Below are 21,162 nucleotides of genomic sequence, written 5' to 3' on the forward strand. Positions count from 1 at the left end.
CTGCAGCTGGTGCATTATTAATGGGGCGTTCATGATTCGGTTACAAAAAATAAAGAGTTAAATTGTAAATTTTGTGTTTCAATAAATGCATCAAACTCGGTACACACTAACGTACTTTAATTAACAAATGATGACGACTTTACATGCATTATAAATTTGCTCTTATCGCAAGCTCGGTTTTTATACTAAGCGCTTGCGGTGGTTCAGGCTCCGATGATACGCCAACCGTTAACGGAAATAAAATCCCCATTTTGTCAGTCGCTGATATTCCTAGTGAATTAAGTAAAGGCCAAACAATTGAGCTAACAGCAACAGCCAGTGATAAAGACGGCACTATTACATCGGTTGTATGGCAACAAACGCAAGGGCCTCAACTAATTAATGGACCTCTAGAGGCCGCAACTACCTCAGTAACACTGCTAAATGCGCAAAGTTATAAGCCTGTTGATTATGCTTTTTCGGTAACTGCAACCGATAACGAAGGGGCAAGCAGTGTAAAAACGCTAAGCTTTACTGCACGTAATAATATGGATGACATTAGCGCCGCACGATTACTACACCAAGCAACAATGGGGCCTAAGCTTAGTGAAATACAAAGCGCACAAGGATTAAGCGAGCAGCAATGGCTTGATAAACAAATAGCGCTACCTATTAATTATCACCGTGATTATTTAGTAAAGCTAAATGACGATGACGACTTTAAATACATAAGCCGCATAGACGCATGGTGGAAGGCAGCAATGCAAAGTGACGATCAACTTCGTCAACGTGTTGCATTTGCGTTAAGTGAAATATTAGTAGTGTCGGATGAAAACAGTGCCTTAAGAGGCCAACCTGAGGGCATGATCACTTATTACGATTTGCTACTAAAGCATGCTTTTGGTAATTATCGTGACTTACTCCAAGATGTCACGCTTTCGCCTATTATGGGAACTTATTTAAGCCATTTGGGGAACGAAAAAGCAGACGATGCACTTAATATTCGCCCAGACGAAAATTACGCACGTGAAGTAATGCAATTATTTACTATTGGCCTTGAAGAGCTAAACCTAGATGGTAGCGCCAAGCTTGATGCCCAAGGGAATACTATTGCCACTTACGGGCAGGACGAAATAGAGGGTTTTGCACGCGTATTTACAGGTTGGACGTTTGCCGATAGTGAAACATTTAAGCGTAAAAGTCGTGATTATATTAAGCCAATGGAAGCGTTTGACGAGTACCACTCTAGTAAACAAAAAACCTTACTAAATGGCGAGGTTATACCACAAGGTTATGCAGCAGAAGAGTCATTGCATATAGCGCTTGATAACTTATTTAACCATCAAAATGTTGCGCCGTTTATTAGCAAACAGCTTATTCAGCGATTAATTACGTCAAATCCAACACCTCAATACGTTGAGCGAGTAGCTAATGTATTTATTGATAACGGTGCTGGTGTACGCGGCGATTTAGCGGCGGTAGTAAAGGCTATTTATTTAGATGATGAAGCGCGGCATTTTGGCTCAGTGCTTAATTACCAAGGTAAAATTAAAGAGCCTATTTTAAAGACTGTACAGTTTTGGCGAAACCTCGATGCTAAATCGCCAGCGGGTTATTATAAAACATGGAATTTAATAAATAGCTACGGGCAAGGGCCCATGCAGTCGGCTTCGGTATTTAACTTTTTTAGGCCTGATTATCAAACCGCAGCTTTACGAAATGAAGGTATTGTTGCGCCAGAATTACAAATAGCAAACGATGCAACACTGATTGGCACCATGAACGCGCTTTACGCAAGTTTAGTGTGGAGTACCGCAGAAGCGCACAGTGATTTAAATTCAAATGGTATTTATGTTTATGTTCAAGACGACATGAATGTTTTAGAGAAAAACGGTGTTAGCGCGCTATTAACTCAGTACAACACGCTATATTTTGCAGGCGCAATGAGCAGTGACACACGCCAAGCATTATTTGATTTAGATGCCTATTTTAATGAAGAGCAATACCGTGAACGGGTTTCGTATTTATTATATATGATTGCTATTTCACCTGAATTTAACGTGCAGTATTAGGAGCGCATAATGAGCATTAATAGAAGAGAGTTTTTGTCGTTATGTGTAAAAGGCAGCGTATCGGCCGCCGCGTTAACAAGCCTGCAATTACAAGCGTTAACTGGAGCGACTAATGCTGTTGAACTAGGTGATTACAAAGCATTAGTGTGTGTTTATTTATACGGAGGGAATGATTCGTTAAATATGCTCGTTCCGCTTGAAGGCGAGCAACGTAGTGTTTACGAGCAAAGCAGGCAGAACCTAGCGGTAGAGAGCCCACTTGAGTTAAGTATTAAAAGCCAGTTTGCCGGTGGAGTCGGTATTCACCCTTCACTTGAACCTATACAAAGTGTATTTGAATCTCAAAATTTAGCATTTATAGGCGGGGTAGGTACTTTACTCGCTCCCACGACATTGAGTGACTATAAAAATAAAACAGTAGGCTTACCTAAGCATTTGTTTTCGCATAACGATCAGCAGGCTGCGTGGATGTATGGTAGAGAAAAACAATCACTTAACAGTGGTTGGGGCGCACGACTTTTAGAACGTTTAGAGTTACAAGATGAGTTTGCAGCTAATGTATCACTCGACGGTACTAATCTATGGCAAACGGGAAGTACAACGAGTGCATTTGCGCTTAACAAAAGCGGCATTAGTAATATCAACGCGTTTGGAGGGTATCAACCTCGAAGCGAGCACGTAACCGCTATTATGAATCGCTTACTAGGTAATACAGGGCATCCGTTAAGTACTGCTTATGCTAATGGTTTAACAAGTGCGATAAATAACACTCAAGCAATGAACAGCGCCTTGGAAAGCGCGCCTGCATTTATTACCCCATTTAGCGATAATAGCCTTAGTGAGCAATTCGCAGCAGTCGCGAAAACAATTAGCGTACAGGCAAAATTGAGTACTCAGCGCCAAGTGTTTTTTGTTTCTATGGGGGGGTATGATACGCACGACAACCAATTAACAACGCACCCTGCTTTATTAAATACGTTAGCTCAAGGATTAAGTGAATTTGATAGCGCAATGAAAGAGCTTGATATGGCTGATAAAGTGACTGCGTTTACTATGTCTGATTTTGGTCGCACGTTGACCTCAAATGGCGATGGTACTGACCATGGTTGGGCAGGAAACCAAATAGTAATGGGCGGCGCAGTAAAAGGTGGCAATATATATGGCGAGCTACTAACGCAACATTTGGATGGGCCACAAGATACCGGTGGCGGGCGTTTAATTCCTAGTGTTGCTAATGAGCAGTACTTTGCCACATTAGCCCAGTGGTTTGGTGTGCCAAGCTCTGAGCTTGTTGATATTTTTCCTAATTTAAGTAACTTTGATTACACAACATTGGACTTTTTTGTGTAATTAGTCGCTAATAGTAATCTAAAAGCGCTTGTTAGTAGTATAAGCTACTGGTTAATAGTGCTTATCTGTTTCAATAATAAAAATCACACACAATAAAGGAATTGTAAAATGAAAGTTTTAGTGAGCTTAGTTAGTTTAATCGCTTTTTTACTCGTACTACTGCCAGGGCCTTTGTATAAATTTGGTATTGTAGAATTAGGCGTTGCGTTTACGGGTTTTAAATATGGCGTTTACGCTGGTGGCGCTGCTTTGGTATTACTTATAGTACAAGTGTTATTTATGCGTAAAACATTAACGCTAAGTAGTGGTGTTATTGCACTTGTGTTTTCGGTTGTGGCTATTGCTATGCCACTTAATATGATGAACAAGGCTGAAGGGGTACCGGCAATTCATGACATTTCAACTGATTTAGTTAACCCACCAAAATTTGTAGCAATTGCGCCACTACGTGCAAATGCATCTAACCCAGTAGAATACGCGGGTGAAGAAATAGCAGTGCAGCAACGCAAAGCATACCCTGAACTGGCAACGTTAAGCTTTGCACAATCAAAAGCCGATTTAATGACAGCAAGCGAACAAGCAGTTAAAAACCTTGGTTTTGCTGTAGTAAGTGCAAATACGGCTACAGGTATTGTAGAGGCTACTGATACAACAACATGGTTTGGTTTTAAAGACGATGTGGTCATTCGTATTAAAGATGAAGGCAGCCAACGTTTTGTTGATATTCGTAGTAAGTCGCGTGTAGGGCGCAGTGATTTAGGAAAAAATGCAGAGCGCATTCATTCAATTATTAATGAACTAAATACCTTACTTGAAAAATAAAACGACTTAACCTGTATTAGGTTATTAGTGTACTAAAGCCCAACATTGTTGGGCTTTTTTTGTGCCTATTTTATATTGTCAGGTTCTATTCACGGGCTATGCACTATGCTGTTGATGATTTAAATTTTTAACCACTATGGAGTTATTATGAAAACAGTAGGGTATGCAGCAAAAAGCCAAGGTTCTGAATTAACAGAGTTTTCTTTTGAGCGCCGCGATTTACGAAATAACGATGTAGAAATTGAAATTTTATACTGTGGTGTGTGCCATTCAGATTTACACGCCGTACGAAATGATTGGGGTGGCAGTGACTACCCGTTGGTACCTGGGCATGAAATTGTCGGTAAAGTTATGTCGGTAGGTAGCGACGTTAAAAAGTATAAGCAAGGCGACACGGTTGCTGTTGGTTGTATGGTTGATTCGTGCCAAAGCTGCGACCAATGTGATAATGACGAAGAGCAATTTTGTCGCGAAGGCATGATTGGTACTTACGCAGGTAAAGACCGTATTAGTGGTGAAATGACCCAAGGTGGGTATTCTAAACATGTTGTTGTACGCGAAGAATTCGTACTTTCTGTGCCAAAAAATTTAGACCTTTCTCGCGTAGCACCGCTACTTTGTGCAGGTATTACTACTTACTCGCCACTTCATAAATGGGGCGTAAAAAAAGGTAGCCGTGTTGGTGTTGTCGGTCTAGGCGGACTTGGTCATATGGCCGTTAAAAATGCAGTTGCAATGGGCGCAAGCGTTACGGTAATTGGCCGTAGTGAGTCTAAAAAAGAGGATGCGGTTAAATTAGGTGCTCAGCACTACTTAGTGTCATCTAATGATGACGAAATGAAAGAATCGCAATCTGCCTTTGATGTCATTATAGATACCGTGCCTGTGAAGCATGATTTATCTATATACACACCGCTACTTGACGTAGATGGTACTTTAGTTATTGTTGGCCAAGTTGGTCCTGTAGATGAGCTAAGCACGGTGCCATTATTAATGGGTCGCCGTCGTATTGCAGGCTCACTTATTGGTGGTATTGCAGAAACACAACAAATGCTCGACTTTTGTGGTGAAAACAACGTACTACCTGAGTGCGAAATGATCAACATTGACGAAATTAACACTGCATACGAGCGTATGGAAAAGTCTGACGTACGATACCGTTTTGTTATTGATATGGCATCGTTAAACGCTTAGTTGTAGCGAAAATATAAAGAGAGCCGCTAATTAGCGGCTCTTTTTGTATTTCAAAGTAATCTGAACTCAAGTTAATTAGTAGCTTGCGCTGTTGGTTGCTGTTTATTTAGTTGTAAGTAACTTAGTAGCCACATACCCAAACCACCTAAAAATAATGCAGCTGCTACGTAACCTGTTTGATTAGGTGCAGCACCCTGTGCTATTGCAATTCCACCGACCCAAGGGCCTATAGCATTGGCAGTATTAAATGCGCACTGTACTAAGGCACCAATCATAGCGTGGCCTTCGGGTGCAACGTCCATTAAAAGCGTTTGAATCAGCGTAGCTAAGCCCACACTGCAACCAATAAAGAAGATCACCGCGTAAAGAGCCCAAATATTATGGCTTGCCGTTACATAAGCGAAGGCAAATACAATGGTACATACAAGCGCAAGGCCAGTCGTTTTAATTGCTGATTTATCGGCAGCTTTACCCAGTACATAGTTACCGAGCGTACAACCAATACCAAACATTACCATTGCGATAGAAATAGTATATGGGGCTGTTTTTGTTACCACTAATATGGTGTCGGCAATGTAAGTATAAATACAAAACACCCCGCCAAAGCCAATAATTACAATACCCAAAATAGACCAAACCAGCTTGTTTTTAAGGACGCCAAACTCATTTAGTAAGTTAGAAGGCTTAGCGTTATCAATATTAGGCACCACTTTATAAACAAAAATAAAAGCAATAAATGCAAGCACTGCAGCGCCGGCTAAACAATACCGCCAACTAAGGTTTTGACCCACAAGTGTTACAACAGGCACACCAACAATAGTAGCCACAGTTAAACCCATAAACACCTTTGACATAAAGCTAGCACGTTTACCTTTAGGGGCAATATCAGATGCTAATAAAATAGCCGCGCCAAAATATGCACCATGAGGTAAGCCACTTAAAAATCTAAATATAACCAACTGCTCAAGCGAGGTTGCCATTGCACTGAGCCCATTTGAGACAAACATTAAGCTTATAAAAATGAGCAATGCTTTGCGCTTTCTCATATTAGCAGTTGTTAGCATTAAAATAGGCGCCCCCACTACAACACCAATGGCATAAGCACTAATTGCATAACCACTTTGTGATGGCGTTGAGCCAAATGTTTCGCTAATTAATGGCAGCATAGGCATCATCGAAAATTCAGATAATCCTAAAATAAATGTGCCAAGCGCTAATACGAGTAAAATAGCAGTTCTGTTAAGTTGACTAGATGCCGACGTTACATCTGATGTCATAGATGATCCCTTAGGTTTAATTTAAAAATGAAACTGCACAATAAATTCTGAATAGAAAATATTATATGTATGCTTAAATTTTGGTGTGAGAGGGTAGTCTGTGAGAGCGTTATTTTAAGTTAAAAAAAGTACAGAGTCATGCATAAATTAGTGGTTTTGTTAGGTTTTTAAAATGTTAATTAGAAGAAAACACTACTTAATATTTATAAAATAAAAAAACTATTTATAAAGCAGGTGCCTATAAGGTATTAAATATTAGCAGAAAGGCTATTTAAAGCTTATATTTACAGTATAGTTACATATTGATATCACATTGATTTGCTAATGTTTGTCCTAATTTACTCCTTAAGGTTTTTATATGTTTGGTATTTCTAAAAGAAACGCAAAAATTGAAGAAATGGAGCTTCAATTAATTCAAAAGCAGTCTGTATTATCTGCAATTAATAAGCATGTAGCTTATATAGAATTTACACCTGAAGGAATAATATTAGACGCAAACCAATTGTTTTTAAAAACCATTGGTTACAGTAAAGAGAAAATAATAGGTAAGCATCATCGTATGTTTTGCGAAAGTGAGTATGCCAGCTCACACGAATACAGTAAGTTTTGGCAAGAATTAAAGGCTGGTGACTCTAAAGCAGGAGCGTTTCTAAGATATAAAGCGAATGGCGATAAACTTTGGCTTGAAGCAACTTACTTCCCGGTAGAAGAGCGCGGCGTAGTTACCAAAGTTATTAAAATAGCCTCTGATATTACAAATAGTTACATACAAAGAAAAGCGCAAGAAGCTATTGCAAATGCACTCGACAAAGCTTTAGCCACCATAGAGTTTACCCCAGAGGGTAATATTTTAAGCGCAAATCAAAACTTTTTAACGACAATCGGATATAGCTTAAAAGATATAGTAGGTAAGCATCATAAAATGTTTTGTACGGAAGTATTTTATGAGAAAAATCCACTTTTTTGGAGTGAGTTAGCGCAGGGGCAATTTAAGTCAGGGAAGTTTAAACGTATTGCCGCCGATGGTTCAGAAATTTGGTTAGAAGCAACTTATAACCCAATTTTAGATAGCAAAGGTAATGTAATTAAAATAATTAAGTTTGCGTCGAATATCACTGCCCGTATTAAAAATAATAGTGCTGTAACTGAAGCTGCTGCAATAGCATATGAATCGGCGGTATCTACTGCGCAAACTGCTAAAAAAGGCTCTGAAATATTACAAAGCTCTGTCTCAAACTCCGACGCGATTGTAAGCCAAGTACTTAAATCGGTAGATTTAATTAAAAACCTTAATGAACAATCCGCTGTAATAGGTTCCATTGTTTCTACAATTAGCAGCATTGCCGATCAAACTAATTTACTGGCACTTAATGCCGCAATAGAAGCAGCGCGTGCTGGTGACTATGGCCGAGGTTTTGCCGTAGTAGCTGATGAAGTAAGGCAGCTGGCAGCTAGTACGAGTAGTTCAACTAATGAAATAGCAACGGTTGTTAAAAATAACCAAGAGTTAACCAACGATATATCAAAGCAAATAACGTCAGTTTCAGACTCTTCAGAGCAAGGGCGAGAGCTTATTGCTAATGTGTCAGAAGTTATTAAAGAGATTGAGCGCGGAGCTGATATAGTTTCTCAAACTGTAGCAAAGTTAAATACTTAATTTATTATATGATCTTGTAGATTAAACACACCTAACAACATTCTAAATAGATAAAGTGCGACAATATGTCGCGCTTTTGCTTTTGCAGTTCACACTATAATTACGCCAATTATTACAGTGGCATAAATTAAAAATGGTTTATAAAAGCAAAACTCAAAAAATTTACTTACTTACCCCTGTCGCACTTTTTATTAGTGGTGTCTTATCACCTTTTGCATTTGCCGACGATACGTCTTTAGAAGTTATTGAAGTACACGGACATGCTCAAAATAAACATTTAGCACTGGGCTCGTCAGAATCATTATTAAGTGATTTAGGTGTCGATTTTTCAGCAGCGGGCGGCGTATCTAACCTCCCTGTTTTAAATGGTTTAATGGGCGACAGAGTTAAAGTGTTGATTGATGGCGCAGATGTTACCGCTGCATGCGCTAATCATATGAACCCGCCACTTTCGTATATCTCGGCTAATCAAATTACGTCTTACAATGTGGTAGCAGGCGTATCGCCTGTAAGCGCGGGCGGCGATAATATTGCCGGTGTAATAAGCGTTAATTCTATTTCACCACAGTATAGCGATAGCAATGAATTAGGTTGGCACTCAGGTTATGTGTCAGCAAAGTACAGTAGCGTTGATAACGGACGTAAACTTGGCGTGGGTGCACGTTTAGCAAGTGATACGTTTAGCCTTAATTATCAAGGTTCGTTTAGTGACGCAGATAGCTATGAAGACGGTAACGGCGATGTAGTGCTTGATACATTGTACCGAGCACAAAATCACAGTTTAACCGCAGCTATACGCGATGATAAACAACAATTAGTTATAAAGCTAACCCATCAAAAAATCCCGTATCAGGGATTTGCAAATCAGTATATGGATATGACCGATAACACCAGTTACGGTGCAATAGCTCAATACAAACGCTCCTTTGAAAACAGCGAGCTTGAAGGGCAAGTTAACTGGCATAGCGTAAAGCACGAAATGGGTTTTTTCAGTGAAGAAAAAACAGGCATGATGCCAATGAAAACTGATGCACAAGATATAAGTACGCAGTTAAAATGGCGTATTGCGCTAGATAAAAACAGCAGTATTTTACTCGGCCAAGAATATTACAATTACAGCGTTGATGATTGGTGGCCAGGTATTGAAGGCTCAACCATGATGGGTCCCAACGATTACGTAAATATAAACAACGGTAAACGAGAGCGGATAGCGGCATTTGCAGAATTTGAGAGCCAAGTAAATACAAAGTTATGGTTAAACGCAGGTATACGTATTGAAAGTATTAATACCCACGTTGGAGAGGTTCAATCATACAACGATGGTATGAGTATGATGAGCATGGGCGGTATGGTTATGGATACTTCTATAAATAATGCTGTTGCAGCTAAGACATTTAATGCTGGCGACAGAGATAAAACCGACACCATAGTTGATGCTAACTTATTAATTAACTACCAAATAACAAATTATGATGAGCTGCAATTTGGTCTTGCCCGTAAAAACCGAGCGCCTAATTTATACGAGCGATACAGTTGGGGTGTAAGTACCATGGCTACCACCATGATTGGTTGGTATGGCGATGGTAATGGTTATATTGGTAACCCTGATTTAGACGTTGAAACTGCGCATACAATAAGTGCTACTTATATTAAATCGGCTAAAGATGACCGTTGGCGATTAAGTACCAATGTGTGGTATACCGATGTGAGCGACTATATTGATGCTGATATTGTAAGAAGCTTCAATAGTTATGACTTGGACAACACGGCGCGTAACATTTTTCAGTTCACTAATGTAGATGCCATTTTGTATGGTGCAAAAATAGATTTAACAGCCAACATTTATGAATCTAAGGACTTAGGTAACTGGCAGTTACACGCTAATGTTACTAATACGAGAGGCAAGCGCGACGATACTAACCAGCCGCTTTATCAAATTAAACCACTGCAAACCCAGCTAGGTATTAGCCAGCAAATAGGTCGATTTGAAAATGCATTATCTTGGCAGTGGGTAGATACTAAAAGCCGTGTAGATAATAATCGTTTTGAAAACCAAACAGACAGCTACAGCTTGGTTAATTTAAGCTCTAAAGCCACATGGGATGCATTAACGCTAAGCGCAGAAGTGAGTAATGTGTTTGATGAGTATTACCAGCTCCCTCTAGGTGGTGTAAGTATTGCGGCACTTAAACAAGATAGTAGCAACGGGTTTGAACAACTTGCAGGGCAGGGGCGTTCATTTAATGTAAGTGTTAGCTACGCGTTTTAATTAACGTCATATTCAAATTTAAAATAAAGCAAAAGCCATAACCACGTTATGGCTTTTTTTGCGCTTTAATAACTAATAACTAATAACTAATAACTAATAACTAATACGTAAGCCGTAAACTTATTTTATGAAATGTTTGTACGCAAAAAGCGTTCTATTAAGCACGCTTGTACTAATTTTACAGCGTTATTATAAGGCAATGCTGTAAAAAGCAGTAACTTGTTCATCACCCAATAATTAGGAAATACAGTGTTTAAGCAATTTAAAAATAAAGTGATGGGTGCGCCAACAGCCATGGCCGGTTTAGCTTTGGGTATTGCTAGTATGGGATGGACATGGGAAAACGTTTTTAATTTAAACTCCCAAGGGCAATTTTTGGGAGCGGTACTAGCTGGCGTATTAGTTTTACTTTTGGCTGCTAAGTTTTTACTACACCCTCATTTATTAAAAGCCGATTTAGCACACCCAGTTGCAGGAAGTGTGATCCCTACATTTGCAATGGCTAATCTTGTTATTTCAAACTCAGTTGGGCAATTCAACCCATTAGCTGGTGATATTATGTGGGTTTTAGCTTTTGTGCTGCATCTCACATTTTTGGTGAGCTTTTTATACCAGCGGGCAAAAAAGTTTGATTTTGAAGATATGGCGCCCAGTTGGTTTGTGCCACCAGTGGGGATCATTATTGCAGATGTTACTTTTTCGGGTAATCCGACATTAGCGTGGTTAGCTTATAGTGCGTTAGTTATTGGTATATCAACGTACGCCATAATGCTGCCAATTATGTTTTATCGTTTTTTATTAGCCTTAAAAAGTGACTACAAAATACAGCCAACACTTGCCATTTTAGCGGCGCCTGCCAGTTTAACATTAGCGGGGTATTTTCATATTGTAGCTAATCCATCACTTGTTATAGTGGGCGCATTATTTATATTAGCGATAATAAAAACACTGATTGTTTATGTGTTATTTATAAAGTTATTACGCAGACCTTTTACGCCGAACTACGCTGCTTTTACATTTCCAATGGTTATTGGGGCAACTGCATTATTTAAAATGAAAGACTGGATGCAAAGTATAAACCTCGCAATGCCATATGTAGATACAGTTAATTACTTAGCTACGTTTGAACTTATAGTTGCCACGGCAGTGGTATGTTATGTAAGTGGTCGGTACTTTTGCCACTTTAAATTATCAAAGCAACAGGTAACGTAAAGTTACTCTTGGATTACCTGTGGCTCATTATTTTCTTGCTCAGCTAGCTTTTCGCGCTCAGCTTTTGATACATAACCAGGTTTGTTGCTTTTGTGTAGTTTAGCGTTAGTGCGTTTATCTTTCTTTTGAAATTTAGTGACGATTTTTTTACGACGGTTCACAATTAAATGCCCTGTTAATTTTAAGTCGCGCATTATACAACCACCCTATAAAAGCTGCTATATAAATATTCAGCTTAAGTTACCTGTGTGTTTAGCGTAAAGAGCTATAAGTAAGCGCTTCATAGCGTTATAATTACCGCTCTTAGTTATTAATTAAATGGGAATTGTTTTGAAAAAGTTAGCTTTAGCCAGTATTGCTTTATTTGCGTTTGGTGCTCATGCGCAGTTAAATAAAAATATTGATAGCGTTGCCGATTACGCAGTAAATACCTACCAAAATGCTCAAATACACACACTAACTAACTTAGTGGCTTTTCCGACGGTTAATAAAAGCGACATTACAGCTCCTCAAAATCCCGATTTTATTGGCTTTAAAGCACTGTTAAAAATGAAAGCCGCAGAGCTTGGTTTTGACTATCAAGATTTAGGTTACACCGTATTAATAGGTATGGGCGAGCAAAGCGAAAAAGTAACGGTAGTAACGCACGGCGACGTGCAACCGGCTAATGCCAGCAAATGGAAACAAAGTCCTTTTATTATTGATACGTCTGAGCCAGGTAAATTAGTTGGCCGTGGTACTGAGGACGACAAAGGCGCAATAGCGACAGCGCTTTACGCCATGAAAGCAATTAAAGATAAAGGCATAACGCTTAATAATCGTATTGAGCTAATGATTTATCTTGCTGAGGAGTCTGATTGGGGTCCGCTTACAGAGTTTATGAAAACGTACGAGCAGCCAAAATATGCAGTTACGATTGATGCGTCATACCCTGTAGTCGTTGCTGAGAAAGGCTGGAGTTTAATTGCACCTACTTTTAATGCAACATCACCACAGACGGGTGTGTATGTAAGTGATGTTACTGGCGGTGCATTTAGAAGCCAAATCCCAGAAGATGCAAGCTTAGTTCTGCACAATGCAGACGCGGTACTTATTGATACATTAAAGGCAAAAGCTAAAACATTAGATAAAGTTGAATTTAACTTTAGTGAAAAAAGCAATGGCTTAGCAATAAGTGTTAAAGGTATGTCGGCACATTCATCAGAGCCAGAGTCAGGTATAAATGCCATTGCGTATTTGGCTGAATTATTTAAAGGCGTGGAGCTTGAAAATAATAGCGACGGCGAGCTAATCGACTTTGTAAACCAGTTAATTGGTTTAGACATTCACGGTAAACAATTTGGCGAAATAGCCTATAAGCACGACTTTATGGGCCCGATGACGGTTGCACCAACAGTTATTGAGCGCGATGGTAATGCGCTAACACTTGCTGTAAATGCACGTCGCCCTATGGGTAAAGACGAAGCTGTACTGCAAAAGCAAATTGATGATGCACTCGCGAATTGGCAGGCTGCTAACAATGTAACGCTTGCTAACATAGAAACAATTATTGGCACTCCAATGCTACTAGATGGTGCGCCGCATGCGCAAAAGCTACTTGATATTTTCAAGCATTTTACGGGTGACGAAAAAGCTGACTTTGTATCGATTGGTGGTGGGACTAATGCAAAGCTGTTTGATAACGCGGTATCGTTTGGTCCTTCAATGCCAGGTAAGCGCTACACAGGTCACTCAGAGCATGAATTTATGACACTTGAGCAACTAGAGCTTAATTTGCGTATGTATACAGCGATGATGATAGAGCTGGGTAATATGTAAGTTATAGTTGTTTAGTAAAAGCCGCCTTGTTTGACTGAAGTGACCCCAGTAAGGCGGCTTTTTTGTACTTATTAAAATTGGGCTACAAAGCTAAGGTTGTATACATCGTAGTTATCATTATCAGTGTAATTAGCTGTAAAGTAGTAGCTATCATTGATAAAGTACTTACCTTCAATCACTAAATCAGAATCGTTTGAGCCAATACCGACTGCAACATGTTTATTGAAGTAATAGTTTGCGAGTACATTAAAAACTGAGTCGTCGCCAACATCTAGATAGTCAACATTTATAGCAAAATAGCTGTCATCATAAAGGTGGGCAAAGTAACGTGATGATAGATCCCACGACTCTGTTTCATCATCTGTTTCAACAGTAAAACCAATGTAGTCGGTGTCGTTAATCTCATGATTATACTGAGCTTTAAACAAATAAACTGTATCGCTATATTCATAATCTAACATACGTACAGATACTTTTAGTGAATCAGCAAACAAGTAACCTAAACCAAGCGAATAGTTGTCGGCATCGCCAATGTTAGGTAGTTCAAAAGTTGCAAAAGCATTGCCGTAAAAGCCTTCTCCAAAAATACCTTTCCCACTGTAACCACCTGAATTAAAATAATTTAAGCCTATATTGCTATCTGTATCCAAGTAGCCATAATCATCCCAAACACCAGAGTTTTGCTGTTCCTCAAAGTAATAGTGAGTTGATAGCCCATACACATCATCGCTGTAATAATCAGAATCAATTTTTGCGTAGTTTATAGAGTTAAACCATTGTTTTGATTCTGACTGCTCAGCGTTTGCAGACGCTGTGCAGCTAAGTGTGAGTAAAGTGAGTGGCATTAAAAAGCGCATAAGTATCCCTTCTTATAATTGAGTAAACTTGTTACTAGAATGGGTATTATATTAATGCAGTTTTATAAGGCAATTAAATGATTGTAATAAAGTGTTTGAATATTGTAGATTTTTCTAATTAAAAACGTAGGTTACCTCAGGCAAGTTTTCGAAGCTTGGTTTGGCAAATAAATACCCTTGCATAAGCTCAACACCTGCGTTTTTTAGCCACGTATATTCTTCTACTGTTTCAATTCCTTCAGCCAGTGCGGTAATGTTTAAGTCGCGAAACATATTTAAGCAATGAGTTACTATTAATTGTCGCTTTTTATCGTTGCTTATATCGCGTATTAGCGCCATATCAAGCTTGATAATATCTGTTTGAAAGTCAGCCAGTAGATTTAAACCAGAATAACCTGCACCAAAATCATCGGTAGCTGTTTTAAATCCGAGAGACTGGTAGTAATCAACAACGCGTTTAATATGTGCGGTGTCTTCTATTTTTTCTACTTCAGTAAATTCAAACATAATATTTTGAATTGGAAAGTTATACTTTTTTGCAGCTTCTAGTGTGGTGCGTATACATCGTTCTGGTTTATAAATAGCATTAGGTAAAAAATTAATACTTAGCACTGATGTTATGCCTAGCTTTGAAGCTAGTTGAATGGCTTTAATACGGCAAAGCTGATCAAATGCATAGCGGTTGTCTTCATTCACTTTTGAAATAATTGAATAGGCAGACTCGCCATTTAAACCTCTAACCAGCGCTTCATAGCCGTAAATGAGATTAGTTTTACAGTTTATAATCGGTTGAAAAGCCATAGAAAAATCAAATTCGAGATCGTTAGCGTCAGCACAGTTACTACACGTCACTTTTTCGCAATCTTTTGATTTTTCGCTCATTTAGCTCATCCTCTTATGCATATTTGTTTAGGTTAGTTGAGATTAGATTCTAACACAAATAGATTAAAGTATTGTTTTTTATGTTTTTATACGTAATAAATAACTATGTAATTAAATGAAAAATAATGACTAATGTCAGATCACTTAGTGACATTTGGCAGGTGTGTACGTTGCTTATTAAAATAATAATAGCGACATACATTACTTGGAGAATATAAATGAGCAATACAATTACAATAGGCAAAAAAATTAAAGCATATTTACTTATTTTAACTTTGCTAAGCGTTATAAATTTACTAACTTCGCCTAGTTATATCTGGGTAGTATGGCCAGCGCTTGGGATGGGAATTGGGCTAGTAGTAAGTGCTTTGAGTAGGAATAAACCTAGGGCGTGTTGATTTTTGTGGATTAAAATTTATTCAATCTAGGGGCGATTTAATCGCGGCGTGAGGTTTGTAACCTAGTGGGCTCGATAACTGCTCCTGCTTTATTCTACTGGCTTACATCCATGTAAGAATAAGTAAAAACCGAGCAAAGCTTCCGCGTCCTGCTCACGCCCCTTACCTACATCCATGTAGGCAACAAAGAGTCAATCGTCCCTAGAAAGAACCCAAAGGGCAGCGCATGTTTGGCATCTATGCTGCGTTATCATCTATTAATGGGGAATAACCACACAACATAGGCTCTGCCTAGCCTAAATATCAAGCACACTGCTGTAAATTCAACCACCAAAGAACAACACGCCTTAGAGATACTTCTTTATAATAAAAAAGCCAAGTAAATATTTACTTGGCTTGTTTAGTAAGGGACTGTAATAGTTAAGTCTAAATAGTTAAAATGCTGATTGAAGTGTCGCATCTAGTGATATTTCAGTATTTAAGAGCTTGGAAATAGGACAGTTCTTTTTGGTTTGCTCGCATAAGGCTTGGAACTGCTCACTTTGAATATCATCAATACGCGCTTTTACTTCAAGGGCAATATGCGTCACCGAAAAACCATCATCTACTTCATCAAGGCTTACAGTGGCTTTAGTATCAATTTTGTCTGCAGTAAAGCCTGCATCACCTAATGCAAGCGAAAGCGCCATACTAAAACATGCACTGTGCGCTGCACCTACTAATTCTTCAGGATTTGAGCCTGCCTTATCTTCAAAGCGGGTATTAAAACCGTAAGGTTGTTTGTTAAGCGCGCCACTTTGAGTTGATATACTACCTTTGCCTGTTTTAATGTCGCCAGACCATGTAGAACTTGCCGTTTTTTTAATAGTCATCATCTTCTCCTTGCTTGGGTGTAAGCTTTTCAGGTTAGTTAAGCGTTATTTACAAAATAAACTTATACAAAGCCTTAAAAGCACTAATTACTGATGATGTTGCAAAATAGACGCCAGTTAATTGTTACTCTTATTTATTACGTCTGCAGCGCTCTGAACAGTAAATAACGTTATCCCAGTCGCGTTGCCATTTTTTACGCCACGTAAAAGGTTTATTACAAAGAGGGCATATTTTTTGAGGTAAGTTTAGTTTTTTATGCGTCATGCTTACTTAGTCTTACTGTTGTTTTTATTTTTTACTTGGCTTGTTTTTGGTGTAATTGCTACGTGCCTCCTAAGAATTTTCCCTATGGCGCGTTTAACATCGGCTCGCTCACGATATTGCCATAAGCGTTCGCGTGCTTCTTTTGAAGCAGTGGTTAAATCAAGCATGGGTTCGGGATAATCCTCTCCTAACTTAAAGTCGTTAAAGAGTGCTTCCATTGGAGTTTGCTCCCAAGGCTGATGTAAATATTCAATAGGGAGTTTTTCAAGCTCTGGGCACCACTTTTTAATAAACGAGCCTGTTGGGTCTTGATCTTCTGACTGCTTAATTGGGTTATAGTGCCTAATGGTGTTAATGCCTGTTACCGAGGCTTGCATTTGAATTTGCGGGTAGTGAATTCCGGGCTCAAAATCTAAAAAGTAATTAGCGAGTGGAAAGCTTGCTTGCTGCCAACTTATATTTAAATGATGGGTTACAAAGCTTACAAGCATGGCGCGCATTCTAAAGTTTATATAACCGGTGGCTTTTAAGCAGCGCATGCAAGCGTCAATAATGGGAATACCTGTTTGACCTTGCGCCCAGCGTCCAATATCGTTTTTAACATGTTCATCATCGCGATACGGAAATACGTGATAACCCGAATTAAGGGCTAAAAATTCCATAGAGGATTCGCTTTCAAACTTTTGCATAAAGTGGCAGTGCCAATGCAAGCGCGATACAAACGCAGCAAGTGGGCGCTTCCAGCCTCTTTTATCGGGGTGCTTTGAGTGATATTCATCAATTGCCATTTGATACACTTGCCTAAGGCTAATGTTCCCCCACGCTAAATAAGGCGAAAGCCGAGAGCAATGGGTTTGGCTTAAACTTGGGCTCGATATTCCTTTTTGATAACCTTTACCGCGCTCGGCAAAAAAGCTCTGCATTACTTGGCGTGCATGCAACGGGCCGCCTTGTTGAAAGCTGTCGTGATCTTGCGTGTAAGCGCTTGGCAGCTCAGGTGCTTGGTAGTTATTGAGGGTAATTGTTTTTATACTCTTCCAATTAGGAACAGCAATAGGTGCTTGCATTGTTTGCTGCCAGCGTTCATTCCAATTATTACGATTTTTTTTGCCGCGAATAACCGCGCCTGTTTGCGACTCTAGCCAGTTAATGTGATTATGCTGGCACCAGGCTTTTATTGCCTTATCGCGCTCAAAGGTGTTGTTTAAGCCTATTTCTTGATGACTAAAAATATTTATTATTTCAAACTGTGCCTTTAACGATTCAAGTAAATCGTTCATATTTAAATTAAATATATAAACACAGGCATTAAAACGAGCAAGCTGATTGTTTAACTCAACTATAGATTGATATACAAAACGCCAATGTCGCTCATTGTAATGCGCATCTTCAAGCAGTAATGGCTCAAAGTTATAAAGTAATAGGGTAGGTAAGCCATTACTAAATGCATTTTTTAATGGTTGATGATCGCTAAGACGTAAATCACGTTTAAACCACACGATGTTTATTTTCATATAATTTGTGTATTGCTTTAAATGTAAAATATATTTAGTTTGTTACTAAACTGACGTATCTCATACGTAACTAATTCAAATTACGACTTAGTTTTAGATATTAAAAAGGAAAAACATGTTTTTAGATTTAACTGTAAATAAAGAGCTTAATGTTTATTCGTATTTAGTTGGCGGGATTAGTCCTCGCCCAATTGCATGGATAAGCACATTAAGTAGCGACGGTGTGGCTAATATTGCCCCTTACTCATTTTTTACAGTAGCGAGTTGTAACCCACCAGTATTGAGTGTGACGCAAGTAAATCCACGCGATAAAGCAATCAAAGATACATTAATTAACTTATTAGCGACTAAAGAATGTGTAATTAACATTGTGAGCCATCAGCAGGTTGAAAAAATGAATCAAAGCTGTGCTAATTACCCTAGTGATGAGAGTGAATTTGATGCTGCAAATATAACTAAAATTGATAGCCAAATGGTTGCAGTGCCGAGTGTTGCTGATTCAAAAGTACGCTATGAGTGTAAGCTACGTGAAGTGATTACTATTTCAAGCGAGCCAGGTGGCGGGCAAATGATGCTACTAGATATAGTGGGCATTTGTGTTGACGATGAAGTGTTTGTCGATGGTTATATTGACCCAACACTTTTAGATGCGGTAGGTCGAATGGGTGGGGATTACTATGCAACCACTAAAGACAAGTTTTTGCTTAAAAGGCCACAGTTGTGAAATAATAGTTTACTTAGGAACATAATAACAAAAGGATTTACGAATGTTTAAGTTCATTTTAACTTTGTTAATTGCTTTGCAAAGTTTTGGCTCTGTTGCCACACAAGATAAAAAATTACCTATAGAAGTTTTTGCCGGCTTAAAAGATTTTAGCCAAGTTAAGCTATCCCCCAATGGTAAGAACCTCGCTTTTGTAAGAAACCATCAAGGGACTTTAATCTTAATGGTTAAAAACTTGGAGACGGGGGTTACTACACCAATTATAAACTCAAATAACCATACAGTGTTTTTTGATTGGTATAACTGGGCAAATGATGACGTATTATTGCTTGGTGCTCGTTATATAAAGTATCAATTTGGCGGAGTTAAATATACATCAACGCTTATGTATGCGTATAACTTTAAAAATGATAAAGGCCTTAAATTAGCTTTTAAAGCCAATACAGTACGAGATGAGATCCAGCCACAATATTCAGACCGAATTGTTAGTTTTTTACCTGAAAAAGAAAATAAAATTTTGGTCGAGGGGGATTTTAAAATAGCAAATACCCCAGCAGTTTATGAGTTAGATTTAACCACATTACGTAAGACCCAAATACAAAGGCCACGCAGTAATGTAGTTACTTGGTTTGCCGACAGGCAAGGTAAAGTTCGTATTGCAAAAAAAATGGACGATACGCAATTTACTTACGATTATTTTGATGAGAATAAACAGTCGTGGGAAACTTTATTTGATTATGAGGTTTTTAGTAAGCAAAGTATTTCTATATTAGGGTTTGATAAAGACTCTAATTTTTTATATATCACTGCGTTACATGAAGGACGCGATGCATTATTTAAACTCAATTTAACGACTAAAGCTCGCGAGCTAATTTACAGTAATAGTAAATATGATTTTGATGGGGCTATTTTTTATTCACAACAAACTGGCGAAGTTGCAGGCTTTACTGATTCCCATTTAGATGATGGTATTAAATATTGGGATAAAGACTTAGATAAATTACATCGATCTTTACGCGTATCGCTCCCTAAAGATGAATATAAATTAGACATTGTAAGTACCAGTAAAGATCAGCAAAAATATATACTTTATATCAGTTCAGACAAAACCTCTGGTAGTTATCTATTTGGGGATAGAGTTAAAAAGCAGGTGAGTGCAATCGCTGATGTTTACCCGAAAATAGATGCTTCTGTATACAGAGGAAAAAAACGCATTAGCTATAAGGCAAGAGATGGCTTAAAAATAGAAGGCTATCTAACTCTACCTGTAGAATATAAAGATGGTGATAAGTTACCAACAATTATATTTCCACATGGCGGCCCTATGGCAAGAGACTATGCCAACTTTGATTACTGGACAGCTTTATTAGCCTATAACGGATATGCTGTTTTACAGCCTAACTTCCGTGGTTCAAGCGGCTATGGGTACGACTTTTTAATGCAGTCAATTCAAGGTTTCGGTTTAGCTATGCAAGATGACTTGCAAGACGGTGCAAACTGGTTAATTGACCAAGGGATAGCGCAAGCTGATAACATTTGTATAGGTGGTGCTAGTTATGGTGGTTATGCAGCGTTAATGGCTGTAATTAAGCATCCAGAAACGTTTAAATGTGCGGCTAGCTTTGCTGGAGTCAGTGATTTAGAGTATTTAGTGAGTAAAGCACGATACTTTACAAACAAAAATATTGTTAGAAAGCAGTTTGGAACTGATGATGATTTGCTAGAAGCTAATTCTCCGGTGAATTTTGCTAAAAAAATAACAAGACCAATACTACTTGTGCACGGAACTGATGACAGTGTTGTACCTGTTTATCATAGTAGAGAAATGCAGGATGAACTTGATGATGAAGGAAAAGATGTTACTTATATTGAGCTTGAAGATGGTGACCATTACTTATCTTATCAAGAACACAGAGTTAAAACTCTTCAGGCATTTTTAGACTTTTTTGATAAACATTTGAAAAATAATAAATAGCCAGACTCCAGTTAAATAGCAAAAA

Annotated in this window: 18 protein-coding genes; 11 read left to right on the forward strand and 7 right to left on the reverse strand. The window is 38.5% G+C overall.

Going from position 1 to position 21,162, the window contains the following annotated elements:
- Nucleotides 1–143: 143 nt before the first annotated feature.
- The 4 genes from I6E80_RS09280 (at nt 144) to I6E80_RS09295 (ending at nt 5,417) form a co-directional block, all read left to right on the forward strand.
- Nucleotides 144–2,051, forward strand: coding sequence for a DUF1800 family protein (locus I6E80_RS09280; protein ID WP_197185400.1), 1,908 nt, complete (start codon nt 144–146; stop codon nt 2,049–2,051).
- 9 nt (nt 2,052–2,060) lie between these two features.
- Nucleotides 2,061–3,401, forward strand: coding sequence for a DUF1501 domain-containing protein (locus tag I6E80_RS09285; protein WP_197185401.1), 1,341 nt, complete (start codon nt 2,061–2,063; stop codon nt 3,399–3,401).
- A 108-nt stretch (nt 3,402–3,509) separates the two neighbouring features.
- Nucleotides 3,510–4,223, forward strand: coding sequence for a DUF1499 domain-containing protein (locus I6E80_RS09290; RefSeq protein ID WP_170072034.1), 714 nt, complete (start codon nt 3,510–3,512; stop codon nt 4,221–4,223).
- 147 nt (nt 4,224–4,370) lie between these two features.
- The gene (locus tag I6E80_RS09295) at nt 4,371–5,417 is read left to right on the forward strand and encodes an NAD(P)-dependent alcohol dehydrogenase (protein ID WP_197185402.1); all 1,047 of its coding nucleotides are present in this window, start codon (nt 4,371–4,373) and stop codon (nt 5,415–5,417) included.
- 71 nt (nt 5,418–5,488) lie between these two features.
- Here I6E80_RS09295 and I6E80_RS09300 read toward each other — a convergent pair whose 3' ends face one another.
- Entirely contained in the window at nt 5,489–6,694 is a 1,206-nt protein-coding gene (locus I6E80_RS09300; RefSeq protein WP_007581242.1) for an MFS transporter, read from the reverse strand.
- Nucleotides 6,695–7,052: 358 nt separating this feature from the next.
- On the opposite strand from I6E80_RS09300, the gene I6E80_RS09305 reads away from it, so the two are divergent.
- The 3 genes from I6E80_RS09305 (at nt 7,053) to I6E80_RS09315 (ending at nt 11,832) form a co-directional block, all read left to right on the forward strand.
- Complete coding sequence (locus tag I6E80_RS09305; RefSeq protein WP_170072037.1) at nt 7,053–8,351, forward strand: PAS domain-containing methyl-accepting chemotaxis protein; 1,299 nt, start codon at nt 7,053–7,055, stop codon at nt 8,349–8,351.
- 133 nt (nt 8,352–8,484) lie between these two features.
- Nucleotides 8,485–10,620: a TonB-dependent receptor gene (locus I6E80_RS09310; protein WP_197185403.1), complete on the forward strand. Its 2,136-nt coding sequence runs from the start codon at nt 8,485–8,487 to the stop codon at nt 10,618–10,620.
- Nucleotides 10,621–10,869: 249 nt separating this feature from the next.
- Nucleotides 10,870–11,832, forward strand: a complete 963-nt coding sequence (locus tag I6E80_RS09315; RefSeq protein ID WP_197185404.1) for a TDT family transporter — start codon at nt 10,870–10,872, stop codon at nt 11,830–11,832.
- Between the two features lie 2 nt (nt 11,833–11,834).
- Here the strand turns inward: I6E80_RS09315 and I6E80_RS09320 are convergent, their stop codons facing one another.
- Entirely contained in the window at nt 11,835–12,026 is a 192-nt protein-coding gene (locus tag I6E80_RS09320) for a DUF2986 domain-containing protein (RefSeq protein ID WP_083707585.1), read from the reverse strand.
- Between the two features lie 136 nt (nt 12,027–12,162).
- On the opposite strand from I6E80_RS09320, the gene I6E80_RS09325 reads away from it, so the two are divergent.
- On the forward strand, nt 12,163–13,650 hold the full coding sequence (locus I6E80_RS09325; RefSeq protein WP_197185405.1) for a dipeptidase: 1,488 nt from the start codon (nt 12,163–12,165) through the stop codon (nt 13,648–13,650).
- 71 nt (nt 13,651–13,721) lie between these two features.
- Here I6E80_RS09325 and I6E80_RS09330 read toward each other — a convergent pair whose 3' ends face one another.
- Complete coding sequence (locus I6E80_RS09330; RefSeq protein WP_197185406.1) at nt 13,722–14,507, reverse strand: putative porin; 786 nt, start codon at nt 14,505–14,507, stop codon at nt 13,722–13,724.
- Nucleotides 14,508–14,621: 114 nt separating this feature from the next.
- On the reverse strand, nt 14,622–15,389 hold the full coding sequence (locus I6E80_RS09335; protein ID WP_197185407.1) for an EAL domain-containing protein: 768 nt from the start codon (nt 15,387–15,389) through the stop codon (nt 14,622–14,624).
- Between the two features lie 218 nt (nt 15,390–15,607).
- Here I6E80_RS09335 and I6E80_RS09340 point away from each other — a divergent pair, with 218 nt between their 5' ends.
- Nucleotides 15,608–15,787, forward strand: coding sequence for a 2TM domain-containing protein (locus I6E80_RS09340; RefSeq protein WP_096793523.1), 180 nt, complete (start codon nt 15,608–15,610; stop codon nt 15,785–15,787).
- A gap of 434 nt (nt 15,788–16,221) precedes the next feature.
- On the opposite strand, the gene I6E80_RS09345 is transcribed toward I6E80_RS09340, so the two are convergent.
- The 3 genes from I6E80_RS09345 to I6E80_RS09355 form a co-directional block, all read right to left on the reverse strand.
- Complete coding sequence (locus tag I6E80_RS09345; RefSeq protein WP_197185408.1) at nt 16,222–16,659, reverse strand: OsmC family protein; 438 nt, start codon at nt 16,657–16,659, stop codon at nt 16,222–16,224.
- A gap of 130 nt (nt 16,660–16,789) precedes the next feature.
- The gene (locus I6E80_RS09350; RefSeq protein ID WP_076925416.1) at nt 16,790–16,924 is read right to left on the reverse strand and encodes a DUF2256 domain-containing protein; all 135 of its coding nucleotides are present in this window, start codon (nt 16,922–16,924) and stop codon (nt 16,790–16,792) included.
- 2 nt (nt 16,925–16,926) lie between these two features.
- Nucleotides 16,927–18,438 carry a cryptochrome/deoxyribodipyrimidine photo-lyase family protein gene (locus tag I6E80_RS09355; protein WP_197185409.1) on the reverse strand — a complete coding sequence of 504 codons (1,512 nt, stop codon included), beginning with the start codon at nt 18,436–18,438 and terminating at the stop codon, nt 16,927–16,929.
- Nucleotides 18,439–18,553: 115 nt separating this feature from the next.
- On the opposite strand from I6E80_RS09355, the gene I6E80_RS09360 reads away from it, so the two are divergent.
- Nucleotides 18,554–19,162 (forward strand): flavin reductase family protein, encoded by a 609-nt coding sequence (locus I6E80_RS09360; protein ID WP_197185410.1) that lies wholly within the window; start codon nt 18,554–18,556, stop codon nt 19,160–19,162.
- A gap of 43 nt (nt 19,163–19,205) precedes the next feature.
- On the forward strand, nt 19,206–21,137 hold the full coding sequence (locus tag I6E80_RS09365; RefSeq protein WP_197185411.1) for a S9 family peptidase: 1,932 nt from the start codon (nt 19,206–19,208) through the stop codon (nt 21,135–21,137).
- The last annotated feature ends 25 nt before the right edge of the window (nt 21,138–21,162 follow it).

This window comes from Pseudoalteromonas sp. NSLLW218, assembly GCF_015864775.1.
Classification (GTDB): domain Bacteria; phylum Pseudomonadota; class Gammaproteobacteria; order Enterobacterales; family Alteromonadaceae; genus Pseudoalteromonas.

What these genes read in the sequence shown, in the direction of transcription:
- I6E80_RS09280 (WP_197185400.1), top strand. Translation starts at nt 144, where the DNA reads ATGCATTATAAATTTGCTCTTATCGCAAGCTCGGTTTTTATACTAAGC.
- I6E80_RS09285 (WP_197185401.1), top strand. Translation starts at nt 2,061, where the DNA reads ATGAGCATTAATAGAAGAGAGTTTTTGTCGTTATGTGTAAAAGGCAGC.
- I6E80_RS09290 (WP_170072034.1), top strand. Translation starts at nt 3,510, where the DNA reads ATGAAAGTTTTAGTGAGCTTAGTTAGTTTAATCGCTTTTTTACTCGTA.
- I6E80_RS09295 (WP_197185402.1), top strand. Translation starts at nt 4,371, where the DNA reads ATGAAAACAGTAGGGTATGCAGCAAAAAGCCAAGGTTCTGAATTAACA.
- I6E80_RS09300 (WP_007581242.1), bottom strand. Translation starts at nt 6,694, where the DNA reads ATGACATCAGATGTAACGTCGGCATCTAGTCAACTTAACAGAACTGCT.
- I6E80_RS09305 (WP_170072037.1), top strand. Translation starts at nt 7,053, where the DNA reads ATGTTTGGTATTTCTAAAAGAAACGCAAAAATTGAAGAAATGGAGCTT.
- I6E80_RS09310 (WP_197185403.1), top strand. Translation starts at nt 8,485, where the DNA reads ATGGTTTATAAAAGCAAAACTCAAAAAATTTACTTACTTACCCCTGTC.
- I6E80_RS09320 (WP_083707585.1), bottom strand. Translation starts at nt 12,026, where the DNA reads ATGCGCGACTTAAAATTAACAGGGCATTTAATTGTGAACCGTCGTAAA.
- I6E80_RS09330 (WP_197185406.1), bottom strand. Translation starts at nt 14,507, where the DNA reads ATGCGCTTTTTAATGCCACTCACTTTACTCACACTTAGCTGCACAGCG.
- I6E80_RS09335 (WP_197185407.1), bottom strand. Translation starts at nt 15,389, where the DNA reads ATGAGCGAAAAATCAAAAGATTGCGAAAAAGTGACGTGTAGTAACTGT.
- I6E80_RS09340 (WP_096793523.1), top strand. Translation starts at nt 15,608, where the DNA reads ATGAGCAATACAATTACAATAGGCAAAAAAATTAAAGCATATTTACTT.
- I6E80_RS09345 (WP_197185408.1), bottom strand. Translation starts at nt 16,659, where the DNA reads ATGACTATTAAAAAAACGGCAAGTTCTACATGGTCTGGCGACATTAAA.
- I6E80_RS09350 (WP_076925416.1), bottom strand. Translation starts at nt 16,924, where the DNA reads ATGACGCATAAAAAACTAAACTTACCTCAAAAAATATGCCCTCTTTGT.
- I6E80_RS09355 (WP_197185409.1), bottom strand. Translation starts at nt 18,438, where the DNA reads ATGAAAATAAACATCGTGTGGTTTAAACGTGATTTACGTCTTAGCGAT.
- I6E80_RS09360 (WP_197185410.1), top strand. Translation starts at nt 18,554, where the DNA reads ATGTTTTTAGATTTAACTGTAAATAAAGAGCTTAATGTTTATTCGTAT.
- I6E80_RS09365 (WP_197185411.1), top strand. Translation starts at nt 19,206, where the DNA reads ATGTTTAAGTTCATTTTAACTTTGTTAATTGCTTTGCAAAGTTTTGGC.